The 26917-nt window shown below is 50.9% G+C and carries 22 protein-coding genes; 5 read left to right on the forward strand and 17 right to left on the reverse strand.

What is annotated here, in order from left to right:
- Positions 1-74: 74 nt before the first annotated feature.
- From rng to LMG33818_RS03155, 5 genes are all read right to left on the reverse strand, one after another.
- The gene (rng, locus tag LMG33818_RS03135; protein ID WP_442321888.1) at positions 75-1538 is read right to left on the reverse strand and encodes a ribonuclease G; all 1464 of its coding nucleotides are present in this window, start codon (positions 1536-1538) and stop codon (positions 75-77) included.
- Between the two features lie 374 nt (positions 1539-1912).
- Positions 1913-2554 (reverse strand): Maf family protein, encoded by a 642-nt coding sequence (locus LMG33818_RS03140; protein ID WP_442321889.1) that lies wholly within the window; start codon positions 2552-2554, stop codon positions 1913-1915.
- Between the two features lie 403 nt (positions 2555-2957).
- Complete coding sequence (mreD, locus tag LMG33818_RS03145) at positions 2958-3443, reverse strand: rod shape-determining protein MreD (protein WP_442322176.1); 486 nt, start codon at positions 3441-3443, stop codon at positions 2958-2960.
- A gap of 1 nt (position 3444) precedes the next feature.
- Complete coding sequence (gene mreC, locus LMG33818_RS03150) at positions 3445-4374, reverse strand: rod shape-determining protein MreC (protein WP_442321890.1); 930 nt, start codon at positions 4372-4374, stop codon at positions 3445-3447.
- 63 nt (positions 4375-4437) lie between these two features.
- A complete protein-coding gene (locus LMG33818_RS03155) occupies positions 4438-5475 on the reverse strand; it encodes a rod shape-determining protein (protein ID WP_442321891.1) in 1038 nt (345 codons plus the stop codon).
- 472 nt (positions 5476-5947) lie between these two features.
- On the opposite strand from LMG33818_RS03155, the gene gatC reads away from it, so the two are divergent.
- The 4 genes from gatC (at position 5948) to LMG33818_RS03175 (ending at position 11473) form a co-directional block, all read left to right on the forward strand.
- A complete protein-coding gene (gene gatC, locus LMG33818_RS03160; RefSeq protein ID WP_442321892.1) occupies positions 5948-6235 on the forward strand; it encodes an Asp-tRNA(Asn)/Glu-tRNA(Gln) amidotransferase subunit GatC in 288 nt (95 codons plus the stop codon).
- A 328-nt stretch (positions 6236-6563) separates the two neighbouring features.
- Positions 6564-8012 carry an Asp-tRNA(Asn)/Glu-tRNA(Gln) amidotransferase subunit GatA gene (gatA, locus tag LMG33818_RS03165; RefSeq protein WP_442321893.1) on the forward strand — a complete coding sequence of 483 codons (1449 nt, stop codon included), beginning with the start codon at positions 6564-6566 and terminating at the stop codon, positions 8010-8012.
- 21 nt (positions 8013-8033) lie between these two features.
- The gene (gene gatB, locus LMG33818_RS03170) at positions 8034-9488 is read left to right on the forward strand and encodes an Asp-tRNA(Asn)/Glu-tRNA(Gln) amidotransferase subunit GatB (RefSeq protein ID WP_442321894.1); all 1455 of its coding nucleotides are present in this window, start codon (positions 8034-8036) and stop codon (positions 9486-9488) included.
- Between the two features lie 701 nt (positions 9489-10189).
- Complete coding sequence (locus LMG33818_RS03175; protein WP_442321895.1) at positions 10190-11473, forward strand: porin; 1284 nt, start codon at positions 10190-10192, stop codon at positions 11471-11473.
- Positions 11474-11627: 154 nt separating this feature from the next.
- On the opposite strand, the gene pgm is transcribed toward LMG33818_RS03175, so the two are convergent.
- The 4 genes from pgm to zigA all read right to left on the reverse strand — a co-directional run bounded on the left by pgm (position 11628) and on the right by zigA (position 17245).
- The gene (gene pgm / locus LMG33818_RS03180) at positions 11628-13292 is read right to left on the reverse strand and encodes a phosphoglucomutase (alpha-D-glucose-1,6-bisphosphate-dependent) (protein WP_442321896.1); all 1665 of its coding nucleotides are present in this window, start codon (positions 13290-13292) and stop codon (positions 11628-11630) included.
- A 222-nt stretch (positions 13293-13514) separates the two neighbouring features.
- On the reverse strand, positions 13515-13658 hold the full coding sequence (locus LMG33818_RS03185; RefSeq protein WP_442321897.1) for a hypothetical protein: 144 nt from the start codon (positions 13656-13658) through the stop codon (positions 13515-13517).
- Positions 13659-14183: 525 nt separating this feature from the next.
- Complete coding sequence (locus tag LMG33818_RS03190) at positions 14184-15539, reverse strand: dicarboxylate/amino acid:cation symporter (protein WP_442321898.1); 1356 nt, start codon at positions 15537-15539, stop codon at positions 14184-14186.
- A gap of 488 nt (positions 15540-16027) precedes the next feature.
- Positions 16028-17245 (reverse strand): zinc metallochaperone GTPase ZigA, encoded by a 1218-nt coding sequence (gene zigA, locus LMG33818_RS03195; RefSeq protein WP_442321899.1) that lies wholly within the window; start codon positions 17243-17245, stop codon positions 16028-16030.
- Positions 17246-17523: 278 nt separating this feature from the next.
- Here zigA and LMG33818_RS03200 point away from each other — a divergent pair, with 278 nt between their 5' ends.
- Positions 17524-17706 carry a hypothetical protein gene (locus tag LMG33818_RS03200; protein ID WP_442321900.1) on the forward strand — a complete coding sequence of 61 codons (183 nt, stop codon included), beginning with the start codon at positions 17524-17526 and terminating at the stop codon, positions 17704-17706.
- A gap of 86 nt (positions 17707-17792) precedes the next feature.
- Here LMG33818_RS03200 and LMG33818_RS03205 read toward each other — a convergent pair whose 3' ends face one another.
- The 8 genes from LMG33818_RS03205 to hemA all read right to left on the reverse strand — a co-directional run bounded on the left by LMG33818_RS03205 (position 17793) and on the right by hemA (position 26874).
- Positions 17793-18866 carry an ABC transporter substrate-binding protein gene (locus tag LMG33818_RS03205; RefSeq protein WP_442321901.1) on the reverse strand — a complete coding sequence of 358 codons (1074 nt, stop codon included), beginning with the start codon at positions 18864-18866 and terminating at the stop codon, positions 17793-17795.
- Between the two features lie 179 nt (positions 18867-19045).
- Positions 19046-19897 (reverse strand): ABC transporter permease, encoded by an 852-nt coding sequence (locus tag LMG33818_RS03210; protein ID WP_442321902.1) that lies wholly within the window; start codon positions 19895-19897, stop codon positions 19046-19048.
- Positions 19894-20814, reverse strand: coding sequence for an ABC transporter permease (locus tag LMG33818_RS03215; protein WP_442321903.1), 921 nt, complete (start codon positions 20812-20814; stop codon positions 19894-19896). Before LMG33818_RS03215 ends, LMG33818_RS03210 begins: the two co-directional genes overlap by 4 nt.
- 99 nt (positions 20815-20913) lie before the next feature.
- Positions 20914-22056, reverse strand: coding sequence for an ABC transporter ATP-binding protein (locus LMG33818_RS03220; protein ID WP_442321904.1), 1143 nt, complete (start codon positions 22054-22056; stop codon positions 20914-20916).
- Positions 22057-22147: 91 nt separating this feature from the next.
- The gene (locus LMG33818_RS03225; protein WP_442321905.1) at positions 22148-22903 is read right to left on the reverse strand and encodes a HesA/MoeB/ThiF family protein; all 756 of its coding nucleotides are present in this window, start codon (positions 22901-22903) and stop codon (positions 22148-22150) included.
- 296 nt (positions 22904-23199) lie between these two features.
- Complete coding sequence (prmC, locus tag LMG33818_RS03230; RefSeq protein ID WP_442321906.1) at positions 23200-24138, reverse strand: peptide chain release factor N(5)-glutamine methyltransferase; 939 nt, start codon at positions 24136-24138, stop codon at positions 23200-23202.
- A gap of 11 nt (positions 24139-24149) precedes the next feature.
- Positions 24150-25235: a peptide chain release factor 1 gene (prfA, locus tag LMG33818_RS03235; protein ID WP_442321907.1), complete on the reverse strand. Its 1086-nt coding sequence runs from the start codon at positions 25233-25235 to the stop codon at positions 24150-24152.
- A 232-nt stretch (positions 25236-25467) separates the two neighbouring features.
- Positions 25468-26874: a glutamyl-tRNA reductase gene (hemA, locus tag LMG33818_RS03240; protein WP_442321908.1), complete on the reverse strand. Its 1407-nt coding sequence runs from the start codon at positions 26872-26874 to the stop codon at positions 25468-25470.
- Positions 26875-26917 lie beyond the last annotated feature (43 nt).

Here is a 26917-nt window from a genome sequence, read left to right on the forward strand (position 1 = left end):
TCCGTTGGTGCTTGTCATGTGCATGTCGTTGCATCGTGTGTGAGCGTAAAACATAGAGAGAAAGCTCTGAACCCTTAAATTAACACTAGATCATACTGATTTTGAGGATAGTGGGATTCACTACGCAATTTGATTGACTTGCCCAGCATGCCTTCGATTTCTGCCAGAGAGGAAGACTCCTCTTCCAACAACCGATCAACAATGGGCTGCGCAGCGACCACCAGATATCCTTCGTTATCATACGCCTTGTTGGCGCGCAGTATCTCGCGAAAGATGTCATAGCACAGTGTTTCCGGTGTCTTGATAGACCCGCGCCCGGCACACACCGGACAAGACTGGCATAACACGCGCTCCAGGCTCTCGCGCGTACGTTTGCGTGTCAGCTGAACCAGCCCCAACTCGGTAACCCCCGAAAGGGTTATTCTGGCGTGGTCTTTTTCAAGCGACTTTTCCAGTAATCGCAATACTTGGCGGCGGTGTTCAGCATCTTCCATATCAATAAAATCGATAATGATGATACCCCCCAGATTTCGCAGTCGTAATTGACGAGCGATTACTGTGGCCGCTTCAAGGTTCGTCTTGTAGATCGTCTCTTCAAGGTTGCGGTGCCCGACGAAACCACCGGTATTGACATCCACTGTCGTCATGGCTTCTGTCTGGTCAATGATAATATAACCGCCAGACTTCAACTGAACCTTGTGATCCAACGCCTTTTCCAATTCATCCTCTACAGAGAATAGATCAAAAATCGGACGTTCTCCGCGATAATCTTCAATACGGGATTCCCATGCCGGCATGAACTCATGGGCAAAGGCTTTTAACTTCTTCCCTTTTTCAGGGGAGTCGATTCTTACTCGCTCAATATCATCCCGCATGAGGTCACGCAACACACGCAAATACAGGGGAAGATCATAGTAAAGTAATGCCGGTGCACGGGCCTCCACTCGGCGTTTCTGAATCTTTCGCCACAAACGCCCAAGAAATAAAACGTCCGCCACAATGGCATCTTCGCCCACCCCTTCTGCTGCCGTGCGAAGAATCAGCCCCCCGGGTGGGGCTTCCGGGCCTGCAGATACCAATGCCGCTTCGCCTGCCAAACGAAGTCGCTCCCGCTCATCTTCATCTTCAATGCGTTGGGAAACCCCAATATGTTCGGTGTCCGGCATCAGCACGACATAACGAGACGGTATGGAAAGATGAGTCGTCAGCCGAGCCCCTTTGGTACCGATGGGGTCCTTGATAACCTGAACCACAAGGGTTTGCCCTTCACGCACAAGATCAAGGATCGAGGGTTCCTCTCCGTCATTGCGTTGCGGGCACAATTCATGTGCGTGTATGAATGCGGACTTTTCCTGGCCAATATCGACAAAAGCGGCCTGCATACCGGGGAGAACACGAACGACCTTGCCTTTGTAAATATTGCCAACGATACCCAAACGACGGTGTCGCTCAATGGAAATTTCCTGCAGAAGACCATTTTCTATAACGGCCACCCGAGTTTCCATTGGGGTCACATTGATCAATACTTCGCCGCTCATCAAACGTCCTTATTTGAGGATTTTCCGCTTTAGCGAATAGTCATTCGGCTTTGCGATTTCTGGCGATCATTGCTGCTTAGACCGCTTTGTCCTTTATCTCTCCGAACAATGCTTTTTAAACGAAGCTCTTTGAACGAAGCACTTCGAACAGGCATTTCACTGGCAGTGATAGACTCAGGAAAAACCTTTATCTCCAGATGTTTTTTTAGAGTGAAGCTTCAATAAACTGCATTCAAAAGTGTACATCCCTGCTTTACTGTAACATGGATACGAGAGGAATGACGGCCTGAATCCGATCAAAATTCATTACAAAACAAGCTCTTCCCTTTCATACCGTCACTTCATCATCCACTTACTGCCATCATTTACTACGATCAAAGTAAACGCCAGCCCGCCTGCTTGAGCAGTTGTGAGGTTTCATAAAGGGGCAATCCCACAACAGCCGAGTAACTGCCTGACAGATCTGTCACAAACTGCGCCCCAACCCCCTGAATCGCGTAACCACCAGCTTTATCGGCAGGTTCGCCAGTCGCCCAGTAGGCATCTCGCTCAGCATCCGGGATGGCTGCGAATGTCACAGTCGTAGTGACAAGACATGAAAAGGATTGCCCTTCAGGTCCCAGCAAGGCAACAGCAGAATGAACCTGATGAGATTGACCATTCAACAGCTGAAACATACGACAAAAATCGCCCTCGTCCGCAGGCTTGCCCAATATTATGCCACCCGCCACCACCGTTGTATCTGCACCCATTATCCAACTTTCAGGGTGGGTGCATCGAAGTGTACTGGCTTTCTCGGCGGCCATGCGAGCGACGTACGCGTGAGGCGCTTCATCCGGCCTGACGCTTTCATCAATATTGGCTGGAATCACCCGGGATGGAATTACTCCGATTGTCTTCAACAGGGCCAAACGACGCGGAGAAGCTGAAGCCAAACACAACGGAGGAGGTAACGTTGCATCCTCAGCATCAAACTCAGAGGGTTTCACATCCTGCGTGGGTGCATCAGAGGCCATAAATCCTGTTCTTTATATGCTTTTTAAAGGAAAGATGCATGCGATTCATTTCCTGAAGAGACTCGTCGCAGTGTCATTTCAGTTTACACGGTTTGGAACAAAGAAACGTGACAAAATGTCAACAGAAAGGGGATAAAGCGTAAAGGGACGCGTGTTGAAGAAACGGCAATAACCGCCGGCCGTCGGATAAGATCAAGTGGGGAAGAAACAAATTGTTGTGAGGCTGACCAGCATGAAAAAGTGCTAATGGTGTAAAAGTGCTAATGATATAAAAGAAAGATACCGGCACCAACAGGAAAAAACGCGTGAAAACGATTTCGCAACGCCATACCTTTTGTATTACGTTACCCTCACCCGCATAACGTTGACCAACATTGCTATAGGATGGGGCATAACTCAAACATCAATTAAAACGGCGCTTTATGTGTAGCATCAGCGTGAAGAACCACGGCCAAAGCAGCCCGCTCACCAATGCCGGAAAAACAAACTGGATATGAAGGCGTGAGGTGCCAAAAAGCACACGTAGCCACTGTTCTCCCAGCAAGGCCAATCCGGTAATAACAAAGATGATCGGTGCCTGTTGCCACAGCGAATAAACCCTCATCCGCTGATAGAGCGATAGCGCCATGAAGCAGACTGCCGAGAGCAATAACGCATTTTGCCCAAGCGGCGTTCCTTCCAGAAGATCAAGAAACAGGCCAGCAATAAAGCCGTGAAAAACGCCGACCCGCATGGGCGCTGCCAGACACCAGTATATCAATGCCATCGCCAACCAATGCGGACGGAAAAGAAGCAGGCTGTCAGGCATGGGCATGACCTCCAGCACCAATGCAATAATCAGCGTAATCCAAATCGTAAGATAGTTGACGCGATCCCGTTCTCCTACCATGTCACTCACTCCCATCCTGCTGAGGGTGCACCAACTTGTTGGCGACATCGATACTCTGCTGGCTGACTTCATCACCCGCATCATCGGAGGTCACGTCTTGCGCATATAACAACAGGAAATCACGACTACGGTTAACCTGCGCTGAAGGTTGCGCAATCACGCGGGCAAAAGGTCCATTGGTATTGGTCTGGACACTGGTCACAGTCGCGACAGGATAACCTGCGGGATATTCGCCACCAAGGCCAGACGTCACCATGACATCCCCTACCCTGATATCGGAATTGTTGGGTACATCCATGATCTCGATATCATTGGACGAACCGGTACCCTGCGCAATGAAGCGTAAACCATTGCGAATGATCTGCACCGGTACGGCATAGCTTGGGTCTGTCACCATCAATACCTGACTGGTGAAGCGCTCTACCGAGACTACCTGCCCGATAACACCGAAGGCATCCAACACCGGCTGCCCCACATAGACATGCTGCTGTGCACCACGGTCAATAATCAATTGCTGCAGGAAAGGATCGTTATCTACCATCATCAGCTGTGCTGTGGCAAACGGAATACGCCCACGCGGTGCGGCATGCAAGAGCTGACGGAGGTTATTGTTTTCTGCTTCGATGGCTTCCATTTGCATGGTGCGATGCAGCATCTGATTCAGCTGAGTACGCAGCACCTGATTTTCATGTATCAACGTGCGTTGACTGGACAAATTGACCGATGCCCAGCCCAGCCCTTCAGCAGGTAGGCTGACTAGCCATTGAACCGGTGCAACGACCGTTGAAGCTTCGGCCCGGATATTATCCATCCACGAATAACGATGATCCGCGTACAGCAGAACCACCGCCAGCACAGTGCAAAACACCATGCGCAGATTAGGATTGGGGCCTCGAATGAACAGGGACTTGATAGAGCTTCCTCCACACACCGACCAGCAATCCCCTGCCCGATACGCATGTGTATCAGGCAGCGAGATTACAGAATTACGCCATTAATCGATCGAGAAGAGCTCAAAGGCACGCTGATCTATCATTTCCAGCGCTTTACCGCCACCACGCGCTACACAGGTCAAGGGATCGTCAGCGACGATAACCGGCAGGCCAGACTCTTCAGCAAGCAGTTTATCGATGTCGCGCAACAAGGCTCCACCACCCGTTACCACAAGACCGCGCTCGGCGATATCAGAAGCCAGCTCGGGGGGAGACTGCTCCAGCGCGCTTTTGACTGCACTCACAATAGCAGAGAGCGGTTCTTGCAGCGCATCAAGGATTTCATTGGAATTCAGTGTAAAACTGCGCGGCACACCTTCGGCCAGATTACGACCACGTACGTCGATTTCACGCAACTCACCGCCGGGATAGGCACACCCGATCTCTTCCTTGATACGCTCGGCAGTTGCCTCACCAATCAAAGTACCATAATGACGGCGTACATAACTGGTAATCGCTTCATCAAAACGGTCACCGCCAACACGCACGGATTCGGAATAGACCACACCGGAAAGCGAGATAATAGCGATTTCAGTAGTACCACCACCGATATCGACCACCATGGAACCCTGCGCTTCCTCAACCGGAAGACCGGCACCGATGGCCGCCGCCATGGGCTCTTCGATCAGGAAAACCTCACGAGCGCCAGCGCCTTCAGCAGACTCCTTGATTGCGCGACGTTCGACCTGGGTAGACATGCAAGGCACACACACCAGTACACGCGGACTGGGGCGCATGAACGTACTTTGATGAACCTTGCGAATAAAGTACTGCAACATCTGCTCTGTCACAGTGAAATCGGCAATCACGCCATCCTTCATCGGGCGGGTAGCGGTAATATTCCCCGGCGTACGCCCCAACATGCGTTTGGCATCAAGACCCACCGCAGCCACACTGCGCATGTTACCGGACTGACGGATTGCGACGACCGAAGGCTCGTCAAGGACGATGCCACGGCCACGAACATAAATAAGCGTATTGGCTGTACCAAGGTCAATGGAAAGATCACTTGAAAACAGACCACGTAGACGTTTGAACATTGTGTAGAGGTACCTAGGGCAGACACGGAGTACGGTGCGGATACAAACGTTATCATTGCGTTCCCTTTGCGGCAAGCCAACAGCTGCCGGAGAAGGCAAGATATGCTAATCTAGCACTCGAATGTAAAGCCAATAACCACGAATGAATATGAGCCATTAAAATAGCACATTTAGCGCTTCAACGTGGCACTCGTTTCAACGAAACCGAATACTCCCCCTGCCAATGGCGAGGGAAGCCTTTTCATCCGGTAACGTCTTTGATTCGATAACGCCGCCAATTCGATAGAATGCAGTCCATACTATCGTGCAATTTGTGCAGGCGCACGGATATAATGTCTATAGGATAACGTGAGCAGGCCCCTGACTCCAAGCGGTCTTCTACCTGCTCATTACATTCGAAGAGAAATCGTTCTTATTCGAACAGCAAAAACCGTAAAACAGTTACGTACTATCTCGATAACAGGAAACCAGCATGGCGATCGAACACGCTGATGTACAACGCGCAGCACATCTGGCCCGTATAGGTCTTGATGACGCTGATGCAGAGCAATACGTCGATGACCTTTCGCGGATTCTCAATATGGTAGACCGCTTGCAAGAGGTGGATACAAGCCAGACAGCGCCATTGTCGCACCCGCTGGATGCCACGCAACCCCTGCGCCCTGACGAAGTGACCGAATCGGACGAGCGTGAACGTTATCAACGGGTAGCACCGCAAGTGAGTGAAGGACTGTATCTCGTACCGCGCGTCGTTGAGTAGAAATCTGTTCATGTGAGCCGCCCGGCCGCCTATATGAATCATGGCTGTTGCGGCATGAGCCCCTGAAAACACCGGGTGGCTGCAATGGTTTTGATGGTGTACCCGGCAAAGAGTCCAAGATGCCAGCATCGTAAAAAACCTTTTTATTGCACGTTTCATTTTATCGCCACCGCCTTTTTCATGCTGGCCTCATTCGCCTTTGAGTGATTTCGCCTCCCAGTGAAGTCCTCGCGTGCAACAGGTAGGCAGATAACGCACGACAATAGGCTCACGGACACTTAATACAACCAGCGACTTGATCTATTTCACAGAATCCAGAGCAACCAGCATGTTAGATCTAACCCTAGCCGATATGGCCCGTGGCCTGAATGCAGGTGAATTCACCAGTACTGAGCTGATACGCGGCCTGCTGGCACGTATCGATCAATACGGTGCCGATACCAACTCATTCATCACGGTAACGGCAGACCGTGCACTGGCACAGGCAGAAGCTGCTGACACATTGCGTGCACAGGGAAATGCCTCCTTCCTCACCGGCGCCCCCATTGCGCTCAAGGACAACTATTGCACTCAGGATGTGTTGACCACCGCGGCATCACGCATTCTTTCCAATTTTGTGTCTCCCTATAGCGCGACCATTGTCAGCAAACTGGAAGACGCTGGCACCATTAGCCTTGGCAAGACCAACATGGACGAATTCGCCATGGGGTCCTCCAATGAAAACAGCTTCTATGGCGCAGTAAAAAACCCATGGGACAACACACTGGTACCCGGTGGTTCATCCGGGGGTTCGGCGGCTGCCGTGGCGGCCGGACTGGTGCCCGCGGCCATGGGCAGTGACACCGGCGGCTCGATCAGGCAGCCAGCAGCCTTCTGTGGCATCACCGGGTTGAAACCGACCTACGGGCGGGTCTCCCGCTACGGCATCATCGCCTATGCATCCAGTCTTGATCAGGCAGGGCCGATTGCTCGTTCGGCAGAAGATTGCGCGTTGTTACTAAATGCCATTGCCGGACATGATTCACGGGATTCGACCAGTGTGTCACGCGTGGTACCCGACTATACCGCTGAACTTGATACGCCTCTCAAGGGGCTGAAAATCGGTTTGCCAGTCGAATATTTCGGCGAAGGTCTGGACCCTCAGGTTGAAAAAGCCATCCGTGAAGCTGTCAGGGTCTACGAATCCCTGGGCGCAACAGTCATTGATGTCAGCCTGCCACATACCCATCTGGCCATCCCGACCTATTATGTGATTGCGTCGGCAGAAGCCTCATCAAATCTGTCCCGTTACGATGGCGTTCGCTTCGGCTATCGCTGTAAGAATCCGGCAGATCTTGAAGATCTCTACAAGCGCACCCGCGCCGAAGGTTTTGGGGAAGAGGTCAAGCGTCGTATTCTGATTGGTACCCATACCCTCTCCGAGGGATTCTTCGATGCGTACTATCGTAAAGCACAAAAGGTTCGCCGACTGATTCGTCAGGACTTCCTTGATGCCTTCGAGAAAGTGGATGTCCTGATGGGGCCTGCAACGCCCACAACGGCATTCGAATTGGGGGCGAAGATGGACCCGGTGTCCATGTATCTGCAGGATATCTACACTATCGCGATCAACCTCGCCGGTATTCCGGGGATCAGTGTTCCTGCCGGATTTGTGGAACATCGCCCGGTAGGCCTGCAAATTCTGGCACCCCATTTTGCAGAATCACATCTGCTGAATGTGGCCCATATTTTCCAGCAACATACGGATTGGCATACCCGCCGTCCGCAACAGAACTGAGTCGGCGAAGGATAAATCACTATGCAATGGGAAACCGTGATCGGACTCGAAGTCCACGTTCAGCTCGCGACCCGCTCGAAAGTTTTTTCCGGCTCGTCTACTGCATTTGGAGCAGAACCCAATACGCAGGCCAATGCCGTTGACCTCGGAATGCCGGGGGTACTGCCTGTGTTGAATGAAAATGCCGTCGCCATGGCATTGCGCTTCGGTCTGGCCATTGACGCAGAACTGCCTGAAATTTCAGTGTTCGAGCGCAAAAACTACTTTTACCCTGACCTGCCCAAGGGCTATCAAACGACCCAGATGGAACAGCCCATCGTAGGCGCAGGCCAAATCGAGATCAGCCTTGAAAATGGTGAACGGAAATCTATCCGTGTCCACCATGCGCACTTGGAAGAGGATGCCGGCAAGTCTCTACATGAAGATTTTATCGGTATGAGCGGTATTGACCTTAACCGTGCAGGGACGCCATTGTTGGAGATCGTCTCCGAACCGGATATGCGCTCTGCCAAGGAGGCCTCTGCCTATCTGCGTGCCATTCATACGCTGGTGACCTATCTGGGCATATCCGATGGTAATATGGCGGAAGGCTCCATGCGCTGCGATGTGAACGTGTCGGTACGTCCTGCCGGGCAGTCGGAATTCGGTACGCGTGCGGAAATCAAGAACGTCAACTCGTTCCGTTTCGTTGAACGCGCTATCGCCTACGAAGTGGAACGCCAGATTGATCTTCTGGAAGAAGGTGGCAAGGTGGTACAGGAAACGCGCCTGTATGATCCGGACGCTGATGAAACCCGCAGCATGCGTACCAAAGAGGAAGCCAACGATTACCGCTACTTCCCCTGCCCTGACCTACTGCCACTGGTAGTGGACTCAGCCTATGTGGACCATCAGCGCACCCTTCTACCCGAACTGCCTACGGCCAAACGCGAGCGTTACCTCAATGAGCTGGGCCTGTCCGATTACGATGCTGACATCCTTTCCTCATCACGCGACACGGCAGAGTACTATGAACATGTACTGACTGTATGTAACGATGCAAAACTGGCCGCCAACTGGGTTCAGGGAGATCTTTCTGCCCACCTGAATCGTGAAGGGCTCTCGATCACCGAAAGTCCGGTCAGTGCCGAACAACTGGGGCAACTGGTCTCACGTATCAAGGATGAAACCATCAATGGTAAGGCAGCCAAGCAGGTCTTCCAGGAGCTATGGGAACGTCGCTTCGAAAGCGCCGATGATGTGATCGAGGCCAAAGGGCTCAAGCAGGTCACCGATACCGGTGCATTGGAAGCCGCCATCGATGAAGTCATTAACAACAGTCCTGTTCAGGTCACTCAGTATCGTGAGGCCGAAGAGGACAAACGCGGTAAGATGATTGGCTATTTTGTGGGGCAGGTAATGAAGGCTACCCGCGGTACGGCCAATCCGCAGCAGGTCAACAAATTACTGAAACAAAAACTGGATGCCCTTTCATAATTGAACATATCAATATATGTCTGCTGAAGCAGTACTCTATCAGGGTGACTATAGGTCACCCTGTTTTTTTTCAAGCGGCCGCCCTTCCTTTTTGACGTACCTTTTCACTCGACCTCTTCTCTGCCGCAACTTTATATCCCAAGCGAAAAGTGATGTCTGGTTTTCTGATGTTAACTTTCTTATATAAAAAAAACAATCGTGCTTTAAAAACATCTTTACAGCGATAAAAAACCTATACCATTGGCTTTATTTATATTTATATCAAACTTAAGAGCTGTTTGTAGTCATACCTGCCATTATCAAGTATTCTCTCCTTCTTTGGTTAACATGTGAATAAACAGCACTATTTCGCATCCGTAAACAACGTTGGAAACAGCGGATGAATGTGAATATGAACATGAATATGAATAGAAGCAGAGGCAGAGGCAGAAGCTGCGCGGTCAGCCGAACATGCTGTATGAGTCCTATGTCGATATAACGCTTTTTGATAGCTAACGCCCATCTGTTATTAGGATTTCAAGACAGTTTTCATTACGCTCAGGGGCTGGATCATTTCCGATAAAAACATCTGCTTATCGCGAAGGGATACGCTGAAACAGACAACAAAAACTGTTGGTCAATGCCATCAGGGGTGCCCGCCAGGTACCGCTATGCATGCTTAAAACGATACTTGATCATAATAAAGTAGGTAGCAACATTTTATGCACATCCGCACTTTTACCCATCCACAACGTGCCTCTCGGCCAGGTTTTGAAAAGCCAGGTTTTGAAAAGCCAGATTTTGAAAAACTATGTCCTACGCACAAGAACATCATTACTCGGTTTTTGGCAACGACATGGGGTACCCAACACTCCCCCACAAAACAGCGTGGGCGCGCTCGTCAATTCGTCATTGGAGGACTTGCACTAGCGTCATTGCAAAGCGCTTTTGCGCTGATTCCAAAAGCCGAGGCTTTTACTGTATTTGAAACGCCTACGGATGCTCTGTTGATTTCAGGTCGTATTGCCTATGACTATCAATGGAATCGAAGTGGCACGTCGGAAAATCGTTTTGGTAACGGCGGTACACGCCTGAATGTCGCTTATCAACATAAGCTATCAAATGGCTGGATACTGACAGGACGTTGGGAAGAGGCGCTGGACCCTCTTTATACCACCCATAATGGAGATGCCCACTTCAATCGTCAGCGCTTCTTCGGTGTGACCTTCCCCGAATACGGTACATTAACCTTCGGACGACAGAACTCACTGCTGTATGACTTTGTAGATGTCTATACAGACCAGCCCTATTTCTATGGGGACTACAGTGAGATGTCATGGAGCGGCAATGATTTGAATGGTTCGGTCATGCGTCCCTCCAGCACACTGAAATATGTCGTGACCAAAGGAAAATGGACGCTCGGCGCCATGTACGGATGGTCTCGTGGCACATTGCATGACCACAAGATTGAAGGAAACGACGGGGAACCTCAGTACATTCAGTACGGGTCGAAAAGGAAGGAGTTTGTTGAAGTCGGCGCCAAATTCAAGCCGGGGTATGACATCACACTCTCTGCGGTATATCACTATGCTCACATGAAGTCACTGGAGAACAATGCCAGCTATCCTTCACCCAATGCCAACGCATGGGATCTTGGCGCCAGTTGGTCACCGGGGAACTGGTATTTGGCAGCAGTCGGCGGAAGAAGCCGTAATGTGGTTGCCCATAATGCTGTCAATAATCATTATGGCACCTATGCCCAGTATACCTTCCCCGCTGTCTGGGGCGATGGCAATGACTTGTTGGTCTATGGCCTGTATGACCTGAGAACTGACCAGCGGAGTGCCGCCAATAAGGACCGTCGTGTCCTCGGTACCGCAGCGCGACTATTCCACCGTCAATTCATCGTTGCCCTTGAGCATGTCTGGAACAAGGACAAAAACAGTGACGGTAATCATATCTACCATCATGACTCAACCGTGTTGCTGGCACGCTATAACTTCTAGTCAACACTTTGTAGGCAACGCGCTTTAGCATGATGCATTCGTGCCATTAAACGCGAAAACCGGGCCCCCATTCAAAGAGGCCCGGTTCTCACAAAAAACATATACCCGATTGCATTATCCATTCGAAGGTAACATTCGGGTAATCCCGCACCGATCAGTCATTCAAAACACTATCCACCAGCGCTTTGGCTTCTTCCTGAATACGCTTCAGATGGGCTTCACCCTCGAAACTTTCTGCATAGATCTTATAAACATCTTCAGTACCGGACGGACGCGCTGCAAACCAGCCGTTGTCTGTCACCACTTTAAGGCCACCAATGGGTGCATCATTACCCGGCGCCTTTGTCAGAATACGGGTGATTTTGTCACCGGCCAACGTATCGGCCTTCACCTGATCCGCGGACAGCTTTTTCAGTTTGGCTTTCTGTTCACGATTGGCCGCTGCATCAATACGCTGATACACCGGTGAGCCATAGCGTTCTGTCAACGCCTGATAGCGCTCGCCCGGGTCCTTGCCTGTCACAGCGGTAATCTCGGCAGCAAGCAACCCCATGATGATACCGTCTTTGTCCGTGGACCATGCACCACCCTGTTTGCGCAGGAAGGAACCACCGGCAGACTCTTCACCACCAAAGCCCAGTTTGCCCGAGATAAGGCCATCAACAAACCATTTGAACCCCACCGGCACTTCGACCACTTTGCGATTCAGTCCTTCGCCGACACGATCAATCATTGAAGAAGAGACCAGCGTCTTGCCAATACCTGCTTCTTGCGGCCATTCATTGCGGTGGGTAAAGAGATATTCGATCGCCACAGCCAGATAATGGTTGGGATTAAGCAGGCCGACAGAGCGCGCCACAATACCATGACGGTCATGATCCGTATCGCAGGCAAACGCTACATCGAAGCGATCCTTGTTTGCAATCATCCCGGCCATGGCGTGGGGTGAGCTGCAATCCATGCGGATTTTTCCATCCCAATCCTGATGCATGAAACGGAAGGTTGCATCCTGATGCTGTGACAAGACTTCCAGTGGCAATTGATAACGCTGGGCAATACGTGGCCAATAGTGAATGCCGGCCCCTCCCAGCGGATCAACAGCAAATTTCAATCCGGAATGGCGAATCGCATCAAAATCAATGACCTGATCGAGGCCATTCACATAGTTATCGAGAAAATCGAAACGCTGAGTCGTCGGTGCATTCAACGCGGAAGTATAGTCAATACGCTTCACGCCCTTTAAGCCGGCTTTCAACAGCTCATTGGCACAGGTTTCGATCCACCCGGTCACGTCTGTATCCGCCGGGCCACCATTGGGGGGATTATATTTAAAGCCACCGTCCACGGGAGGATTATGAGAAGGAGTAATAACGATTCCATCAGCCAAACCACTGGTTCGACCGATATTGTATTCAATGATGGCGTTGGAAAGCGCAGGAGTCGGGGTAAAGCCCGGTTCCCCCTGTGTCTCATCAACACCTGCATCGATACGCGTCTCGACACCATTGGCAGCCAACACTTCAACAGCTGATACAAAGGCAGGCTCGGACAGGGCATGGGTATCCATCCCTAGAAACAGCGGGCCAGTGATTTTTTGCGCTGAGCGATAATCACAGATGGCCTGGGTCACCGCAAGAATATGTGCCTCGTTAAAGCTTCCCTTCAGAGAGGAACCACGATGTCCGGATGTCCCGAAGGCCACGCGCTGGGCAGGGTCTTCAATATCAGGTGTAACGCTGTAATAGCGTGTAACCAGACGTGGTAAATTGACTAATGAAGACTCGTCAGGCAGCTTACCTGCCTTTGGGTCGATGCTCATGAGGCTATCCTTTATGACTTTAAGAGCGATCCCGACATTCTAACAGTGCTTGAGCAAACGGGATGTGAAATTACGTTTAATATGCGTAGATAATCTTGTACTTATGAGACGCCACAGCATGTCCTATTCACGTAAAATAACATGACGGCATTTGCTGTTGCGTATTAAGCGTGAAGGAATTATACCTTGTCGGACACGGTAATGTATTTCATCATATCGTGGTTATGATTGGGAACGTACCCTTTTGGCAAACCCGGTTGAGGTGAATATCCTACCGAGACACATCCCGGTAGCGCCAATACCCCCAATAACACCAGCACTGATGCCATCCCTGACAAAATCACCCATACTACCTTCCTCCAGCATATCCGTATCCTTGGTGATATGAATGATTTAGCAGGCCACCTCTCGAGAAAAAATGCCCTAACACGTCTTTGAGTATTGATAGCCATCAGGGTTCCCTTCGGATAGAGACTTTACCTTACAACTGTACCTTTTTTTACAATAGTACAGAGCGGGAGTAAGTAGGGAAGGTTTCTTCACTTAGCTGAATGGCACCACCACATAAACACTGTTTTTCTCGCGACATGAAATAATCGGCGCCCCAGAGAGGTTGCACTTTTCAACATGTCGAACACAGCCAACATCATGCCGAACGCAAGAGCCCGATAAGTATTCTTCATGTCAGGTGGATAATGCTATGGATAACGTGAGCCATACTCTACAGACAACGGCGATAGCGACCTATGGCTCTTCTGACTGAAAAACTGGTACGGCTGAAATCGACGCCTTCAAGTCAGCCGTCGCATGTAAAAATACCCCGAGGCGGCACTAGCCAACGGGGTATGGATGTAAATCAATGCACCTGTTCAGGTAATCGAGATAGCAACTTTAGTGGTTGTTATGAGGATGGGCGTCCTCCGTGTCTTTCGCCACTTTCGATTGATAATCCGCGTGAAGCACTTCCGACAAACGCTGACGATCCAGCTGCTTTTCAGAAACAGAAACAACGATGGTCGCAACCCCATTGCCAATGAAATTGGTTAACGAGCGACATTCACTCATAAAGCGGTCTACACCCAGTATCAATACCATTGCGGCAACAGGAAGGTCTGGCACCACGGAAAGAGTGGCCGCCAATGTGATGAAGCCCGCACCCGAGACGCCACTGGCCCCTTTGGAAGTCAGCATTGCCACTAAGAGGACGGTTACCAATTGCATGGCTGTAAGATCAGTATTGGTGGCCTGCGCAATAAACAAGACCGCCAACGTCATATAAATGTTGGTACCATCAAGATTGAATGAATAACCGGTAGGTACCACCAAACCGACAATGGATTTTGGGCAACCTGCATTTTCCATTTTGGACATCAACTGCGGCAAGGCTGACTCGGAGGAACTGGTGCCCAGTACAATCAACAGTTCTTCCTTCAAATATGAAATCAAACGGAAAATACTGAAACCTGCACTTTTGGCAACAGCTCCCAATACGACAACCACAAAAAATATGGCGGTGGCATAAAAAGAGATGACCAGCTCAAAAAGCTGTGCCAACGAGCCAATGCCATATTTGCCCACTGTAAAGGCCATCGCACCCAAAGCACCGATAGGGGCCATTTTGGTGATATAACCCACAATCGTGAAAAGGATAGAAGAGATTCGATTCAGTGCGGAAATAACCGGAGCGCCCTTCTCGCCCATGGAGGCCAATGCAGCGCCTGTCAAAATAGCCACCAGAAGAATCTGCAGGATATTCCCTTCTGTAAAGGCACTCACCACTGTGGAAGGGATAATGCCAAGAAAGAAATCAGCGATTCCATGACCATGCTGCGCAGACGACGTGTATTGAGCAATCGCGGAAGCATCCAGGGTGGCTGGATTCACATTGAACCCTACCCCCGGGCGTAATATCAGGCCGGCAGCAATACCAATCACCAATGCAACGGTAGAAACCACTTCGAAATACAGGAGTGCCTTGCCGCCTACCCGACCGACCTTTTTCATGTCACCCATGCCTGCAATACCGGTTACGACGGTGCAGAAAATAACAGGACCGATGACCATTTTAATCAGTTTAATGAAGGCATCCCCCAGCGGTTTCAGATGCATGGCCAATGCAGGTGAAAAATGCCCCAGTAGGATACCAATGACGATAGCCAGCACCACCTGGACATAAAGCGATCGATACCAACGCTTACGTGTAGGAGGACTCTTGACGGAGTTTGCTGACGAAGGAGGGATATGCATTATTTCAAAACTCCAAAACAAACCTTGCTGCCCCTATCAAGGGTCGATAATTGAGTGCAAGGATTGTCAAATGTGTGTGCGTAGTGATTATTTTGGCTCGTTTCCCTGTGATCTGACGCCACATGTGAGAAGCCCCGTACCAACTTGATCAAATCTTACGCAGGTACGGCAGTACGAACGTTTGAAAGCCCGCCACGAGACCAGAAAAAGAGTTATACAGGCCTCATGAAAGGCTGTCTACCTGTTACTCGCATTACTAAGGGATTCACTGATTCAGAGGGTGTGGAATACAGCTGATAACGCCAAGAGGAGCCGGGGGCACACCTTCTGCCCCGCAGCCAAGACGTCAAGTTCGTTATGTACTCTGTTAATCGTTGTCCATACAAGGCAAGAATTTAACCAACCCCCGATGGCGCCCTGTTTTACCGACATATTCAAGCCATGTTCGTCTGGTCATGAACGCACTTTTTCACACTATCGAAGAACCATCACGTCCAACCGGGGAAGGGAGTGTGCCAGGTTTCCCATACGTCGGGGCCAGCGGCCATCTCGTCGTCAGTCAACAGACACGCATCGAGACAAGCACGCAACGCTGCTTCGTCCATGTCCATACCAATCAGAACCAGTTCCTGCCGCGCATCCCCCACCTTGTCATCCCATTTCTCGCGAATCTTTGCCACATACTCGGGATCTTGCGGCCAACGCTCGCGGGGAATCGCAGCCCACCAGTACCCGACAGCAGCATGTCTGGCCACTGCGCCCGCCTGTGACCATGAACCGGCCTTTCCCGGATGGCTGGCAAGCCAGAAATAACCTTTCGAACGCACCACACCGGGCCATTCACTTTCGACAAGATCATGGAAACGATGTGGATGAAATGGTCGACGGGCCCGATAGACAAAGCTACCAATGCCATATTCCTCGGTCTCCGGCGTATGTGTACCACGCATCTCCTGCAACCAGCCCGGGGCAAGGGCTGCTTCATCGAAATCAAACAGTCCCGTATCCAGTACTCGCTCGAGGGGCACCTTGCCAAAGGCTGCCGTTTCGATATGGGCGCGCGGGTTCAGGCCAAGGAGAATCGCAATCAGCCGTTCGCGTTCTTCTTCACTGACAAGATCAGCCTTGTTAAGCACGATCACGTCGCAAAACTCGATCTGTTCGATCAGCAAGTCAACCACAGTACGCTCATCCTGCTCACCCAATGACTCCCCACGTGAATGCAAACTGTCACGTGAACTGTAGTCACGCAGGAAATTGAATGCATCCACTACGGTAACCATTGTATCGAGCCGTGCCATTTCGTTCAGGCAGCGGCCGTCCTCCCCCTCGAAGGTAAACGTCTCAGCGACTGGCAAAGGCTCAGAGATACCGGTAGATTCAATAATCAATTGATCGAATCGTCCTTCATCCGCCAAGCGTGCGACCTCGTTCAACAGGTCCTCACGCAACGTGCAGCAAATGCAGCCATTACTCATCTCGACCAGTTTTTCTTCAGTACGCGACAGCTCGGCTCCACCCTCTCGCACTAATGCCGCATCAATATTGACTTCGGACATGTCGTTAACAATAACAGCCACCCGCCGTCCTTCACGATTATTGAGAATATGATTGAGCAGGGTCGTCTTGCCCGCTCCCAAAAATCCGGACAAAACAGTGACCGGGAGCTTCTTTGGCATTGCAAATGTCTGCGCTGTACTCTTCATCGTAATGCTCCAGAATTCATGATCAGGCTGAATACCGCATTGGATATGCCATCGATTTCATTTGAGTTTTCAGCAGTATGTTTGAACAACTCACCGCTTTAGGATTGAACGTCATAGCCTCTTTTTATTGATATGTTATAACATATCAATATGCAGTGTCCACGTGCCAATTCGTGCTGTTACTATCGGAAACAAAAGACGGGCAGATGAATGCCAAATCTCTACTTTGGCGCATGATCTGAAATGATGTTGACGCCCTTCCCTGAAACCTACGAACAATGGCGCCAGTGCATTACCGTAGAGTGCCGCGTTCCCTTAACGTTGGATTTTTCACTCAACGCCTCGCTGTGTGGCGCGATAGCCAACTGGACGAAACCGTACGTTTTCGAAAACTTTATGGTGATGAATATCTGGCATGCGCTATCGGCTGGTTAGGGCAGGCAAAATACGAACTCACTTGAAGATAGCATCAGGAAATAAAAAGGGCGCTCTCAACAAGAGCGCCCTTCTTCACATCGTTTTCGTAAACATTGTGTCTACTTGTATATCAGTGTGAACGTACTTCACTCCACAATTGCTGGAAGTCCATAAGATCCTGACCATCCAACGCGGGGAGATAGTGCACGCGCTTCATGACATCGGCTGAAGGCACCGAAGGGGATTCCTGCAGGGCTTTGTCCAGATAAGGCAAGGCAGCCTTGTTGGGACTGGAATAATACGTCCAGTTCGACAGTTCGGCGCCTACCTTGGCATCCAGTATAAAGTTGATGAATTTATAGGCGAGGTCCGGATGAGGTGCGTGCGCAGGGATCATCATGGTATCTACCCACAATTCCCCCCCCTCTTTCGGGACAAAGAAAGCGAGATTCTTGAAGTCCTTCGGATCAGCGTTACGCGAGTTAAGGAAATCGCCATTGAAGCTGATGCCCACTTTAACGGTACCACGCGCCAGCTGGTCCAGAACGGGAGTGCCATCCACGTACCCTGAAAAGTTGGAACGGCCTGTGGTTTGCATCAGTAATTTACCTGCCTGAATCCAATCCTGGCGATCGTTACAATTATAGGCGTGGCCCAGATAGGCACAGGCGGCACCGATCATTACATTCCCATCTGACTGCATCGCAAATGGCTGGTCAGGGTTCGCCTTGGGATCAAACAATAAACTCCAGCTATCCGGGTGATTCGGAAATGCCTTGGTATTATAGACAATACCGGTTGTACCCCACTGATAGGGCACGCTGTACTGGCTCTGCGGATCATACTCAGGATTCATGAACTTCGGCATGATATTCTTGAGATTCGACAACTTTGATTTATCAAGAGGTTGCACAAGCCCAGCGTGAATAAGCCGCGGTACGTAATAATTGGAAGGTACAATTACATCGAACTGAGAGTCTCCACCCGCTTGCAGTCGAGCATAGAGATCCCCGAGTGTTCCAAAGTAGTTCTGCACGACATTCACGTCGTACTTCTTCTCAAACTGGGTGATAATGGCGGGATTCATATACTCCGACCAGTTCAGCAGATACAGCGTCTCTTTTGCGGAGGCCTGCGACGGCAATACCGCAGCACCCATCGCACATAGTGCGCCCACACCCATGAGTTTGGAAAATTTGATCAACGTTGGATTACCTCTCTTAATGGTAGCCAGATAGTTGGAAACGATGGTTTTCGGGAAGGTTCCAGTACTACTTGAACCGCGCTCTTGTACTGAAACGTCCCCTCCAATACCGCACAAGTCATTTTTTTAATTAATTGGATGACTTGACGGAATAGAAACACACTCTACCCCATAATGACTCAAATTGCGCCTTCTCTGCGACGGCTTCTCATTGTGAAAAGCAAACTGATCAATGCTGCGATAAAGACGGCTAGAATCATCAGGGAGCCGATGGCGTTAATCTCCGGTGATACCCCTTTGCGTATGGCTCCCCAAATATAAATGGAAAGCGTTGCGCTATTGGGCCCTGAAGTAAAGAAACTCACCACAAAGTCATCGAAGGAGAGTGTAAAGGCAAGGAAGAAACCAGCTACCAGCGCCGGTTTGATCGCCGGGATAATAAAATGAAGCGTCCGCTTGAATGGCGATGCATAGAGGTCCTTACTGGCATCGAACAAGGTCGCATCCATCCCCACAAAACGCGAATAGACCACCAACGCGACGAAAGGAATCTCGAACGTGACGTGCGAGATAATCATCGTACCAAGCCCGGGTGACAACCAGCCTGTCCATGAATGAATACGCACGAAAAACGCCATGTCAGCAATACCAAACACAATATCCGGCATGACCATGGGCAAATAAAGCAGAATGATCAACCATCCCATTCGGCTCCCCCGGTGACGATACAATCCATAGCCCATGAAAGAGCCCAATATCACCGCAATAATCGAAGACGTTACCGCCAGTATCATCGAATTGTAGAAAGCACTCACCACGCTGGGGTCACTGAACAACTGTTGATACCACCGCAGTGAAAACCCGGCGAATGAGGCCGCACTATTAATCGCATTGAACGAATACAGAACGATGACGACCAGCGGGCCATAAAGGAAAATCATGACCAGCCACCAGAAGATGGCAAACAAGGGAGACCGACGACGCTTTCTTGCCATATGCTTTTTTGGCTGACTAACAGTGGAGTGATTCATAGCACGACCTCCTCACCGCCGCCGAGGCGGCGCCCCAGGCGTCGAAGCAACCAAATACCCAGGAGGGTCGCTGCCAACATCAGTAGGGAGCCGGCTGCACCCAGCGGCCAATTGGACGCATCGGTAAACTGGGTAGCAACAACATCGCCGATCATCATCGCTTTACCACCACCCAATAGCGCCGGTACCACATACATTCCAAAAGCAGGAATCATGACCAGCACTAGTCCGGCCATCAAGCCGGGCAACGTTTGTGGAAATATCGCAGCAAAAAAAGCACGCAACGGATTCGCATAAAGGTCACGTGCGGCTTCAAGCTGCGAGTTATCCAGTTTTTCAAAAGCGCTGTAGAGAGGCAACACCATGTAAGGCAAGAAGTTGTATAACAACCCTAACATGACTGCAAAAGCGGATGGATAAAGCCCTAAATCAGGCGTAGTGAATCCTAGCCAGCTCGCCAAGTGTGATAGTGGTGTGCCTGGAGAGAGCAGGTTCATCCATCCGAAGGCACGGATAACCTGGTTGGTCCATGAAGGAACCACGACGGCCAACAGCATGATGACTCGAAGGCTGGGCCGACATGTCGAAATATAGTAGGCAACAGGATAGGCGACCAGAACTGTCAATACTGTTGAAAACAGGGTGTAGTTAATTGTATGCAACAGGGTATATAAATTACCCGGGCTCCAGCCCAGAAAGCCATACCCTGCCAATTGCTTGAAGGCACTTAAAGTAAGTGGCAGCTGCGGTTGACCATAAACACCATTGGTCAAGAATGCCATCGACACCATATAGAGGCTCGGTAACACAAGGAATATGGTGATCCATGCCACCGAAGGTCCTGTAGTCAGCAATAGATGCCACATGGCTTTCCGGTGAGAAGGTGCCTGGACAGGCCGGGCCGTGTTTTTCGCCATTGAAATAACTCCACCAACAATGGGTTGGTCACTCTCCGCATGGGCGGAGACAATACTGATTTGAATCTCTTGCCGCGTTGAGGATGGCTCTAACGCCGCTTACAACACGTCATCAATCAGGACAACATCTTCAGGGTAGATTTCGACCTGCACATCATCTCCGACACGGAAAAGGCGATCACCCGAGTTGGTCGCTTCAGCCAGCAGGGGGACACCGTCACAGGACAAGCGGTACTCAACCGTTGCTCCGCGATAAAAGCGCTCTTCCACCCTTCCTACCAGACGATTCAACGCCAGTTTTGGGTCAACGCCAGCACTGCCTACCGGTGTCAGCTCAATAATTTCAGGTCGTAAAAGGGCCAACTTTCCTTCGTTCCTGAATTCTGTCGTCAGCTTGCCAAGTGGCGTTGTCACTGTCATACCGTCACGCCCTGACACCGGATACAGGTTATCGTGACCAATGAACTTCGCTACAAAACGGTTCACAGGACGCTCATAGACTTCGGGAGGCGTACCCACCTGTTGAATTTTACCGCTATTCAACAATGCAATTCGGTCAGACATGACCATTGCTTCTTCCTGATCATGCGTCACAAAAACAAACGTCATGCCCAACGTTTGTTGCAAACGTTTAAGCTCAACCTGAAGATCAGAACGTAGTCCAGCATCCAATGCAGAAAGGGGCTCATCCAACAACAATACATCAGGCTCATTTACCAATGCCCGCGCCAGGGCAATACGTTGACGTTGCCCTCCTGAAAGCTGATGAATATGGCGTTCAAGCAGGGAATCAATTTTCAGAATGGCCGCCATACGCTTCACACGCTCATCACGCTCGGCGGCTTTCATCCCCCGCATTTTCAGGCCAAAAGCGATGTTATCGTGCACCGACAAGTGGGGAAACAGCGCATAGGATTGAAAAACCGTGTTTACACTACGCTTGTGAGGAGGAATCTCAGTGACATCACGCCCACCAATCATCACAACGCCTTCGTCGGCAGAGTCAAAGCCCGCCAACATACGCAACAGTGTCGTCTTGCCACAGCCTGAAGGGCCAAGCAGAGTAAAAAACTCCCCTGCACGGATATCCAGATCAACGTGGTCAAGCGCCACGACATCCTCGGAAAATCGCTTGGATAATCCTTTCAAACTAATGGAAGAGGCCTCACGTGAACTGGTACGAATGCTTCCCTGAAGTCTGGATTCTTCGGGGGTGTGCTGGTTCGCCGTCTCTTGTGTCATCTTTTTTGAGTCTCCGAAAAGGCCGATGGCGGTGAACTATGGATAATAAAATAACCATGTGTAATGAAATGAAAATAGTGCAATCCGGGAATTAGTGCGAACGAAATTGCCGACAAACTTCACAACTGGTGTCCCTTTCGGCTCCTAACTGACGCCATTCCCCACGAAGGCCATCGAACAAAGTCAGACCAGCCACAGGTGTACCAGCGCCAGTAATCAACTTCAGTGCTTCCAGCGCCTGCCAGCTACCCATCACACCTACCAGAGGTGCAGCCACGCCACTTTCGGCACAGGTAGCTGAGTCTTCCCCTGTGTCGCAGCCATAAAGGCAGGCATAACAAGGAGATGCCTCCTTTCGCAAGTCGAATACAGCCAGCTGCCCCGAGAAGCCAATAGCCGCTGCCGATACCAGGGGGCGTTCAGCCAGACAACATGCCTGATTAATGGCATAGCGGCTCGAAAACCTGTCAGTACAATCAAGCACCAAATCCGCCTCTGCCACATGTTGATCAAGTGCATCCTGTGTCAGACGTTCTGAAATCGTCTTAACAACCACAGTGCCATTAACTTCTGCAATAGCCTCGCTGGCAGATTCCGCCTTCGACTGCCCTAGACGTGCTTCAGTATGGATAATCTGCCGTTGGAGATTGGACAGATCAACCTCATCAAAATCTACCAGAGTCAGATGCCCGACCCCCGCCGCAGCCAGATAAAGTGCAGCGGCTGAGCCCAGCCCTCCCAGGCCGACAATCAACACAGAGGCATCCAGAAGACGCTGCTGACCTTCAATATCGATTTCGGGAAGTAAAATGTGCCGGCTGTAGCGCAACAATTGTTGATCGTTCATCCGTCATGACTCCCTATTGATTACTGACATTGAAGCAACATGCGTTGCTGTAATACATGGAGAACGCAGGAGTGTTCACTGCTCTCCACTCCAATCGCCTACGGCGCTACAAATGAAGCTTCTGGCTTCTTAGACAGCTACTTCCCAACAAGATCGACGCAGGCCACCATGGGCAGAAACACACAGCCCTTCCGCCTCCCAATGCGATAGGCACTACTTACGCCTTATGACCGCGTTTGTCACGATCATGGGCATGCTGCTGCCGTTCAATGTCTCGGCGGTCACTCTCCTTTATTTCAAAGGAGGGTACCTGTGGTTTTCATTTCAGCCTCAACCCCCTCTACTGGATTGGACCGTCCAAACGTGACGCGCTCATTCCCTCCCAAATCACGGAGGGTATCTACGACTGCATACCCATATTGCCTGAGCAATTGCTGAACCCTGGCCCCCTGCGTGTAGCCATGTTCCAACAGGAGCCATCCGCCGGGGCGCACGAAGTGTATGGATTGCTGAATGATTGTCAATAGATCAGCATAACCTTCATCTTCAGCAACAAGTGCGGAGCGGGGTTCAAAGCGTACATCCCCCTCATCCAAATGGTGATCCTGACCATCAATATAAGGGGGATTTGACAAGATCAGATCGAACCGTTGCCCAGCCAATGCGTCTGCGGAAAACCAATCACTTTGTATACAGCGCACATTGGACAACCCCAAAGCGGCCGCATTTTCTGCTGCCAGTGCGACTGCACCTTCAATACGATCTGTCGCCGTGATTTGCCACGCTGGCCTGTGACTCGCAAAGGCCAGTGCGATAGCCCCTGTACCCGTTCCTAAATCCAGTGCTCGCCCTTGGGGTGAAGTTGCCAGTGCCAGGGCCTTTTCTACCAGACATTCGGAATCGGCACGGGGGATCAGCGTCGCGTTCGAAACCTTAAGCGTTAACCCAAAAAATTCACGATACCCTATCAAATAAGCCACCGGCACACCCTGGGCGCGGCGTTCGATCATTTCGTTAAACGGCACAACATCCGTAGCCTCCAACGGCTTGTCACCCCATGTATAGAGCCAGCTACGGCTTTTATTCAATTGCGCAGCGAGCAGCACCTCGGCATCCAGTGCCGCGTCAGCGACAGGAACACCTAAAGCCATCACCAGATGTTGCCGAGCATGAGCAAGTGCCGCTTCTATCGTTGGAGTTCCCGTTGGATCTATAGTTGTACCGGTTAATGACATGGCACCCTCACTCAATCATTCTGCAAGGCAGCCAGTTCGTCAGCCTGATGTTCCTGAATCAAGGGGTCCACCACTGAATCCAGGTCCCCTTCCAGAATATCGGTCAATTTGTAGAGGGTCAGATTAATGCGGTGATCTGTCATACGCCCTTGTGGGAAGTTATAGGTACGGATACGTTCTGAACGATCCCCGGACCCCACCAGCGAGCGGCGTGTTTCCGATTGTTGTTGATGGTGGGCTTCTTCCGCTGCCTGTTTCAGGCGTGCAGCCAACAGCGACATCGCCTTGGCCTTGTTCTTGTGTTGCGAACGTTCATCCTGACACTCGACGACCATACCACTCGGCAAGTGGGTAATTCGAATAGCCGAATCCGTCGTGTTAACGTGCTGACCACCGGCCCCACTCGAACGGAATGTATCAATACGCAGATCATTGGTATTGATCTCGATGTCAGAGACTTCATCAGCTTCAGGCATGATCGCAACCGTACAGGCGGAGGTGTGGACACGCCCTTGGGACTCGGTAGCCGGTACGCGCTGAACACGGTGCGCACCGGATTCGAATTTAAGCTTGCCATACACACCCTTCCCCTCGACCCGCGCGATCACTTCCTTGAAACCGCCCTGCTCACCATGACTGGCACTCAACAGTTCCACACGCCATCCCCGGTTTTCAGCATAGCGCGAATACATACGGAAGAGGTCTCCGGCGAAAAGAGCCGCTTCGTCCCCACCTGTGCCCGCACGCACTTCCAGAAAGACACTCCGTTCGTCATCCGGGTTCCTGGGTATCAATAAACGCTTGATCTCTTCTTCGAGCGCATCAATTTTTGGCCTGAGTGCTGCCAACTCTTCTGTCGCCATTTCCCGCATATCAACATCAGCGTCGTTCGACATGACTTCAGCAGCATCACGTTCCTCTTCCAATGAAAGATAGCGGTGCCAGGCAGAGACCAGTTCTTCCAGTTCCGAGTATTCACGCGAGTAGTCTCGAAAACGCGTCTGATCACTAATCACATCAGGTTCGGAAAGGAGCGCTGAAAGCTCTTCGAAGCGGTCTGCCGTATGATCAAGACGTTCTCGCAAGGATGACTTCATAATAGGGCCTGTAATGACAAAGACTCGGCACTTGCCCCGTGGCAACACACGGCGGCAGGCAATAAAAGGAAAGGGGATATAATACAGAAGAGAAAGAGGTGGCGCGCGGAAAATTGGAAAAAACTGCTTAAGGTTATTTTTGGCGACTGCCGCCAGAAGACTCCACACCTTCTTTGACCAGAGGCATGGGGGCAGGATCACTCGCCCCAATGCCGGTAATGGGGAAGCCTATCTAGTGATAATTAACCGTAGAAGACGCCGCCGCAGGAGAGAAAGGACATTCCGCGTTATTGGCTACCCCGGAGGTTTGACTTTGCCGGGCTTTTTGATTTTGGGCCGTGGCTTCCGCCTCACGCGCAGCTTCCTCGATATGATCCATACCACCATCGATCAACAAGGCTTCAGCGACAGACATAATGTCCTGACGATTTGCGCCAGAAGCGATACGTAAACGCGCGGTCGTTCCATGCAACAATTTATTGGTAAGCTGGTTGGAAAGACGTTTAATCACTTCATGTGGGTCATCGCCGCGATCAAGCTGTGCAAGGGCATGGGCTTCCGCTGCCTGACGCAACGCTTCTGCCTGACGCCGATGACGACGGATCAGCTCCCCGGCGCTCCGCTCACGACGTTCATGCTGCCATTCAGCCACACGGGCATTGATCATGGTTTCAGCTTTGGCCGCCGCGGTTTCACGGCTTCGCAGGTTTTCGTCGATAATTTCGTTCAAATCATCAACGGTATAGAGGAAGACGTCTTCCAAATCACCGACTTCAGGCTCAATGTCACGGGGAACAGCAATATCCACCATAAAGACCGGGCGATGCTTGCGTGCCTTAAGCGCGCTTTCTACCGCCCCCTTTCCCATGACGGGCAACGGGCTGGCCGTCGAACTAATCACGATATCGGCACATGACAATGCCTGAGGGACTTCATCCAGACCGACAGCTACGCCTCCCACTTCAGCCGCCAGGCGCTCAGCACGGGAAACCGTACGGTTGGCAATAATAAGCCCCTGAATACCGGCCTCTTTCAAATGGCGTGCCACGAGGTCGATCGTTTCACCTGCGCCAATCAGAAGCGCACGCGAACGGGAAAGATCATCGAATATGCGACCGGCAAGGTGCACTGCAGCATAGGCAACCGAGACAGGATTTTCACCAATGCCGGTCTGCGAACGAACCTGCTTGGCCGTCGCAAAAGCGTACTGGAAAAGCTTGTCCAGCGTGCTACCCAATGCAGCGAAACGCTGAGCAAACTGATAACCGGATTTAACCTGACCAAGAATCTGCGGCTCACCCAATACCATGGAATCTATGCCACAGGCGACACGCATCAAATGGCGCGCCGCCTCTTCACCACGAAATTGATAAACACAGGATTCAAGAGACGTCAGCGGATAACCATGGAAATCCGCCCACCACGCAAGGATATGCGCTACAGAGGCGTCGGTAAGATGATCGACACCCAGATAAAATTCCGTTCGATTGCAGGTAGACACAATTACGCCCTCATCCACTTCATCCAGCGTGATGAGTTCAGCGTAAGCGCTTTCCAGCTGTTCAGGAGAAAATGCCAAGGCCTCGCGAATATCCAGCGAAGCACTACGGTGATTGATGCCAAGGGTAAGAAGCGTCATAAGCCATCTTTTTCATGCATCTGCACACTACCCCTGATGACGA

Origin of the sequence: Cernens ardua, from assembly GCF_051251085.1 — a bacterium.
GTDB lineage: Bacteria > Pseudomonadota > Gammaproteobacteria > Pseudomonadales > Halomonadaceae > Cernens > Cernens ardua.

What these genes read in the sequence shown, in the direction of transcription:
- rng (WP_442321888.1), bottom strand. Translation starts at nt 1,538, where the DNA reads ATGAGCGGCGAAGTATTGATCAATGTGACCCCAATGGAAACTCGGGTG.
- LMG33818_RS03140 (WP_442321889.1), bottom strand. Translation starts at nt 2,554, where the DNA reads ATGGCCTCTGATGCACCCACGCAGGATGTGAAACCCTCTGAGTTTGAT.
- mreD (WP_442322176.1), bottom strand. Translation starts at nt 3,443, where the DNA reads ATGGTAGGAGAACGGGATCGCGTCAACTATCTTACGATTTGGATTACG.
- LMG33818_RS03155 (WP_442321891.1), bottom strand. Translation starts at nt 5,475, where the DNA reads ATGTTCAAACGTCTACGTGGTCTGTTTTCAAGTGATCTTTCCATTGAC.
- gatC (WP_442321892.1), top strand. Translation starts at nt 5,948, where the DNA reads ATGGCGATCGAACACGCTGATGTACAACGCGCAGCACATCTGGCCCGT.
- gatA (WP_442321893.1), top strand. Translation starts at nt 6,564, where the DNA reads ATGTTAGATCTAACCCTAGCCGATATGGCCCGTGGCCTGAATGCAGGT.
- gatB (WP_442321894.1), top strand. Translation starts at nt 8,034, where the DNA reads ATGCAATGGGAAACCGTGATCGGACTCGAAGTCCACGTTCAGCTCGCG.
- LMG33818_RS03175 (WP_442321895.1), top strand. Translation starts at nt 10,190, where the DNA reads ATGCACATCCGCACTTTTACCCATCCACAACGTGCCTCTCGGCCAGGT.
- pgm (WP_442321896.1), bottom strand. Translation starts at nt 13,292, where the DNA reads ATGAGCATCGACCCAAAGGCAGGTAAGCTGCCTGACGAGTCTTCATTA.
- LMG33818_RS03185 (WP_442321897.1), bottom strand. Translation starts at nt 13,658, where the DNA reads ATGCTGGAGGAAGGTAGTATGGGTGATTTTGTCAGGGATGGCATCAGT.
- LMG33818_RS03190 (WP_442321898.1), bottom strand. Translation starts at nt 15,539, where the DNA reads ATGCATATCCCTCCTTCGTCAGCAAACTCCGTCAAGAGTCCTCCTACA.
- zigA (WP_442321899.1), bottom strand. Translation starts at nt 17,245, where the DNA reads ATGAAGAGTACAGCGCAGACATTTGCAATGCCAAAGAAGCTCCCGGTC.
- LMG33818_RS03200 (WP_442321900.1), top strand. Translation starts at nt 17,524, where the DNA reads ATGGCGCCAGTGCATTACCGTAGAGTGCCGCGTTCCCTTAACGTTGGA.
- LMG33818_RS03210 (WP_442321902.1), bottom strand. Translation starts at nt 19,897, where the DNA reads ATGAATCACTCCACTGTTAGTCAGCCAAAAAAGCATATGGCAAGAAAG.
- LMG33818_RS03215 (WP_442321903.1), bottom strand. Translation starts at nt 20,814, where the DNA reads ATGGCGAAAAACACGGCCCGGCCTGTCCAGGCACCTTCTCACCGGAAA.
- LMG33818_RS03220 (WP_442321904.1), bottom strand. Translation starts at nt 22,056, where the DNA reads ATGACACAAGAGACGGCGAACCAGCACACCCCCGAAGAATCCAGACTT.
- LMG33818_RS03225 (WP_442321905.1), bottom strand. Translation starts at nt 22,903, where the DNA reads ATGAACGATCAACAATTGTTGCGCTACAGCCGGCACATTTTACTTCCC.
- prmC (WP_442321906.1), bottom strand. Translation starts at nt 24,138, where the DNA reads ATGTCATTAACCGGTACAACTATAGATCCAACGGGAACTCCAACGATA.
- prfA (WP_442321907.1), bottom strand. Translation starts at nt 25,235, where the DNA reads ATGAAGTCATCCTTGCGAGAACGTCTTGATCATACGGCAGACCGCTTC.
- hemA (WP_442321908.1), bottom strand. Translation starts at nt 26,874, where the DNA reads ATGACGCTTCTTACCCTTGGCATCAATCACCGTAGTGCTTCGCTGGAT.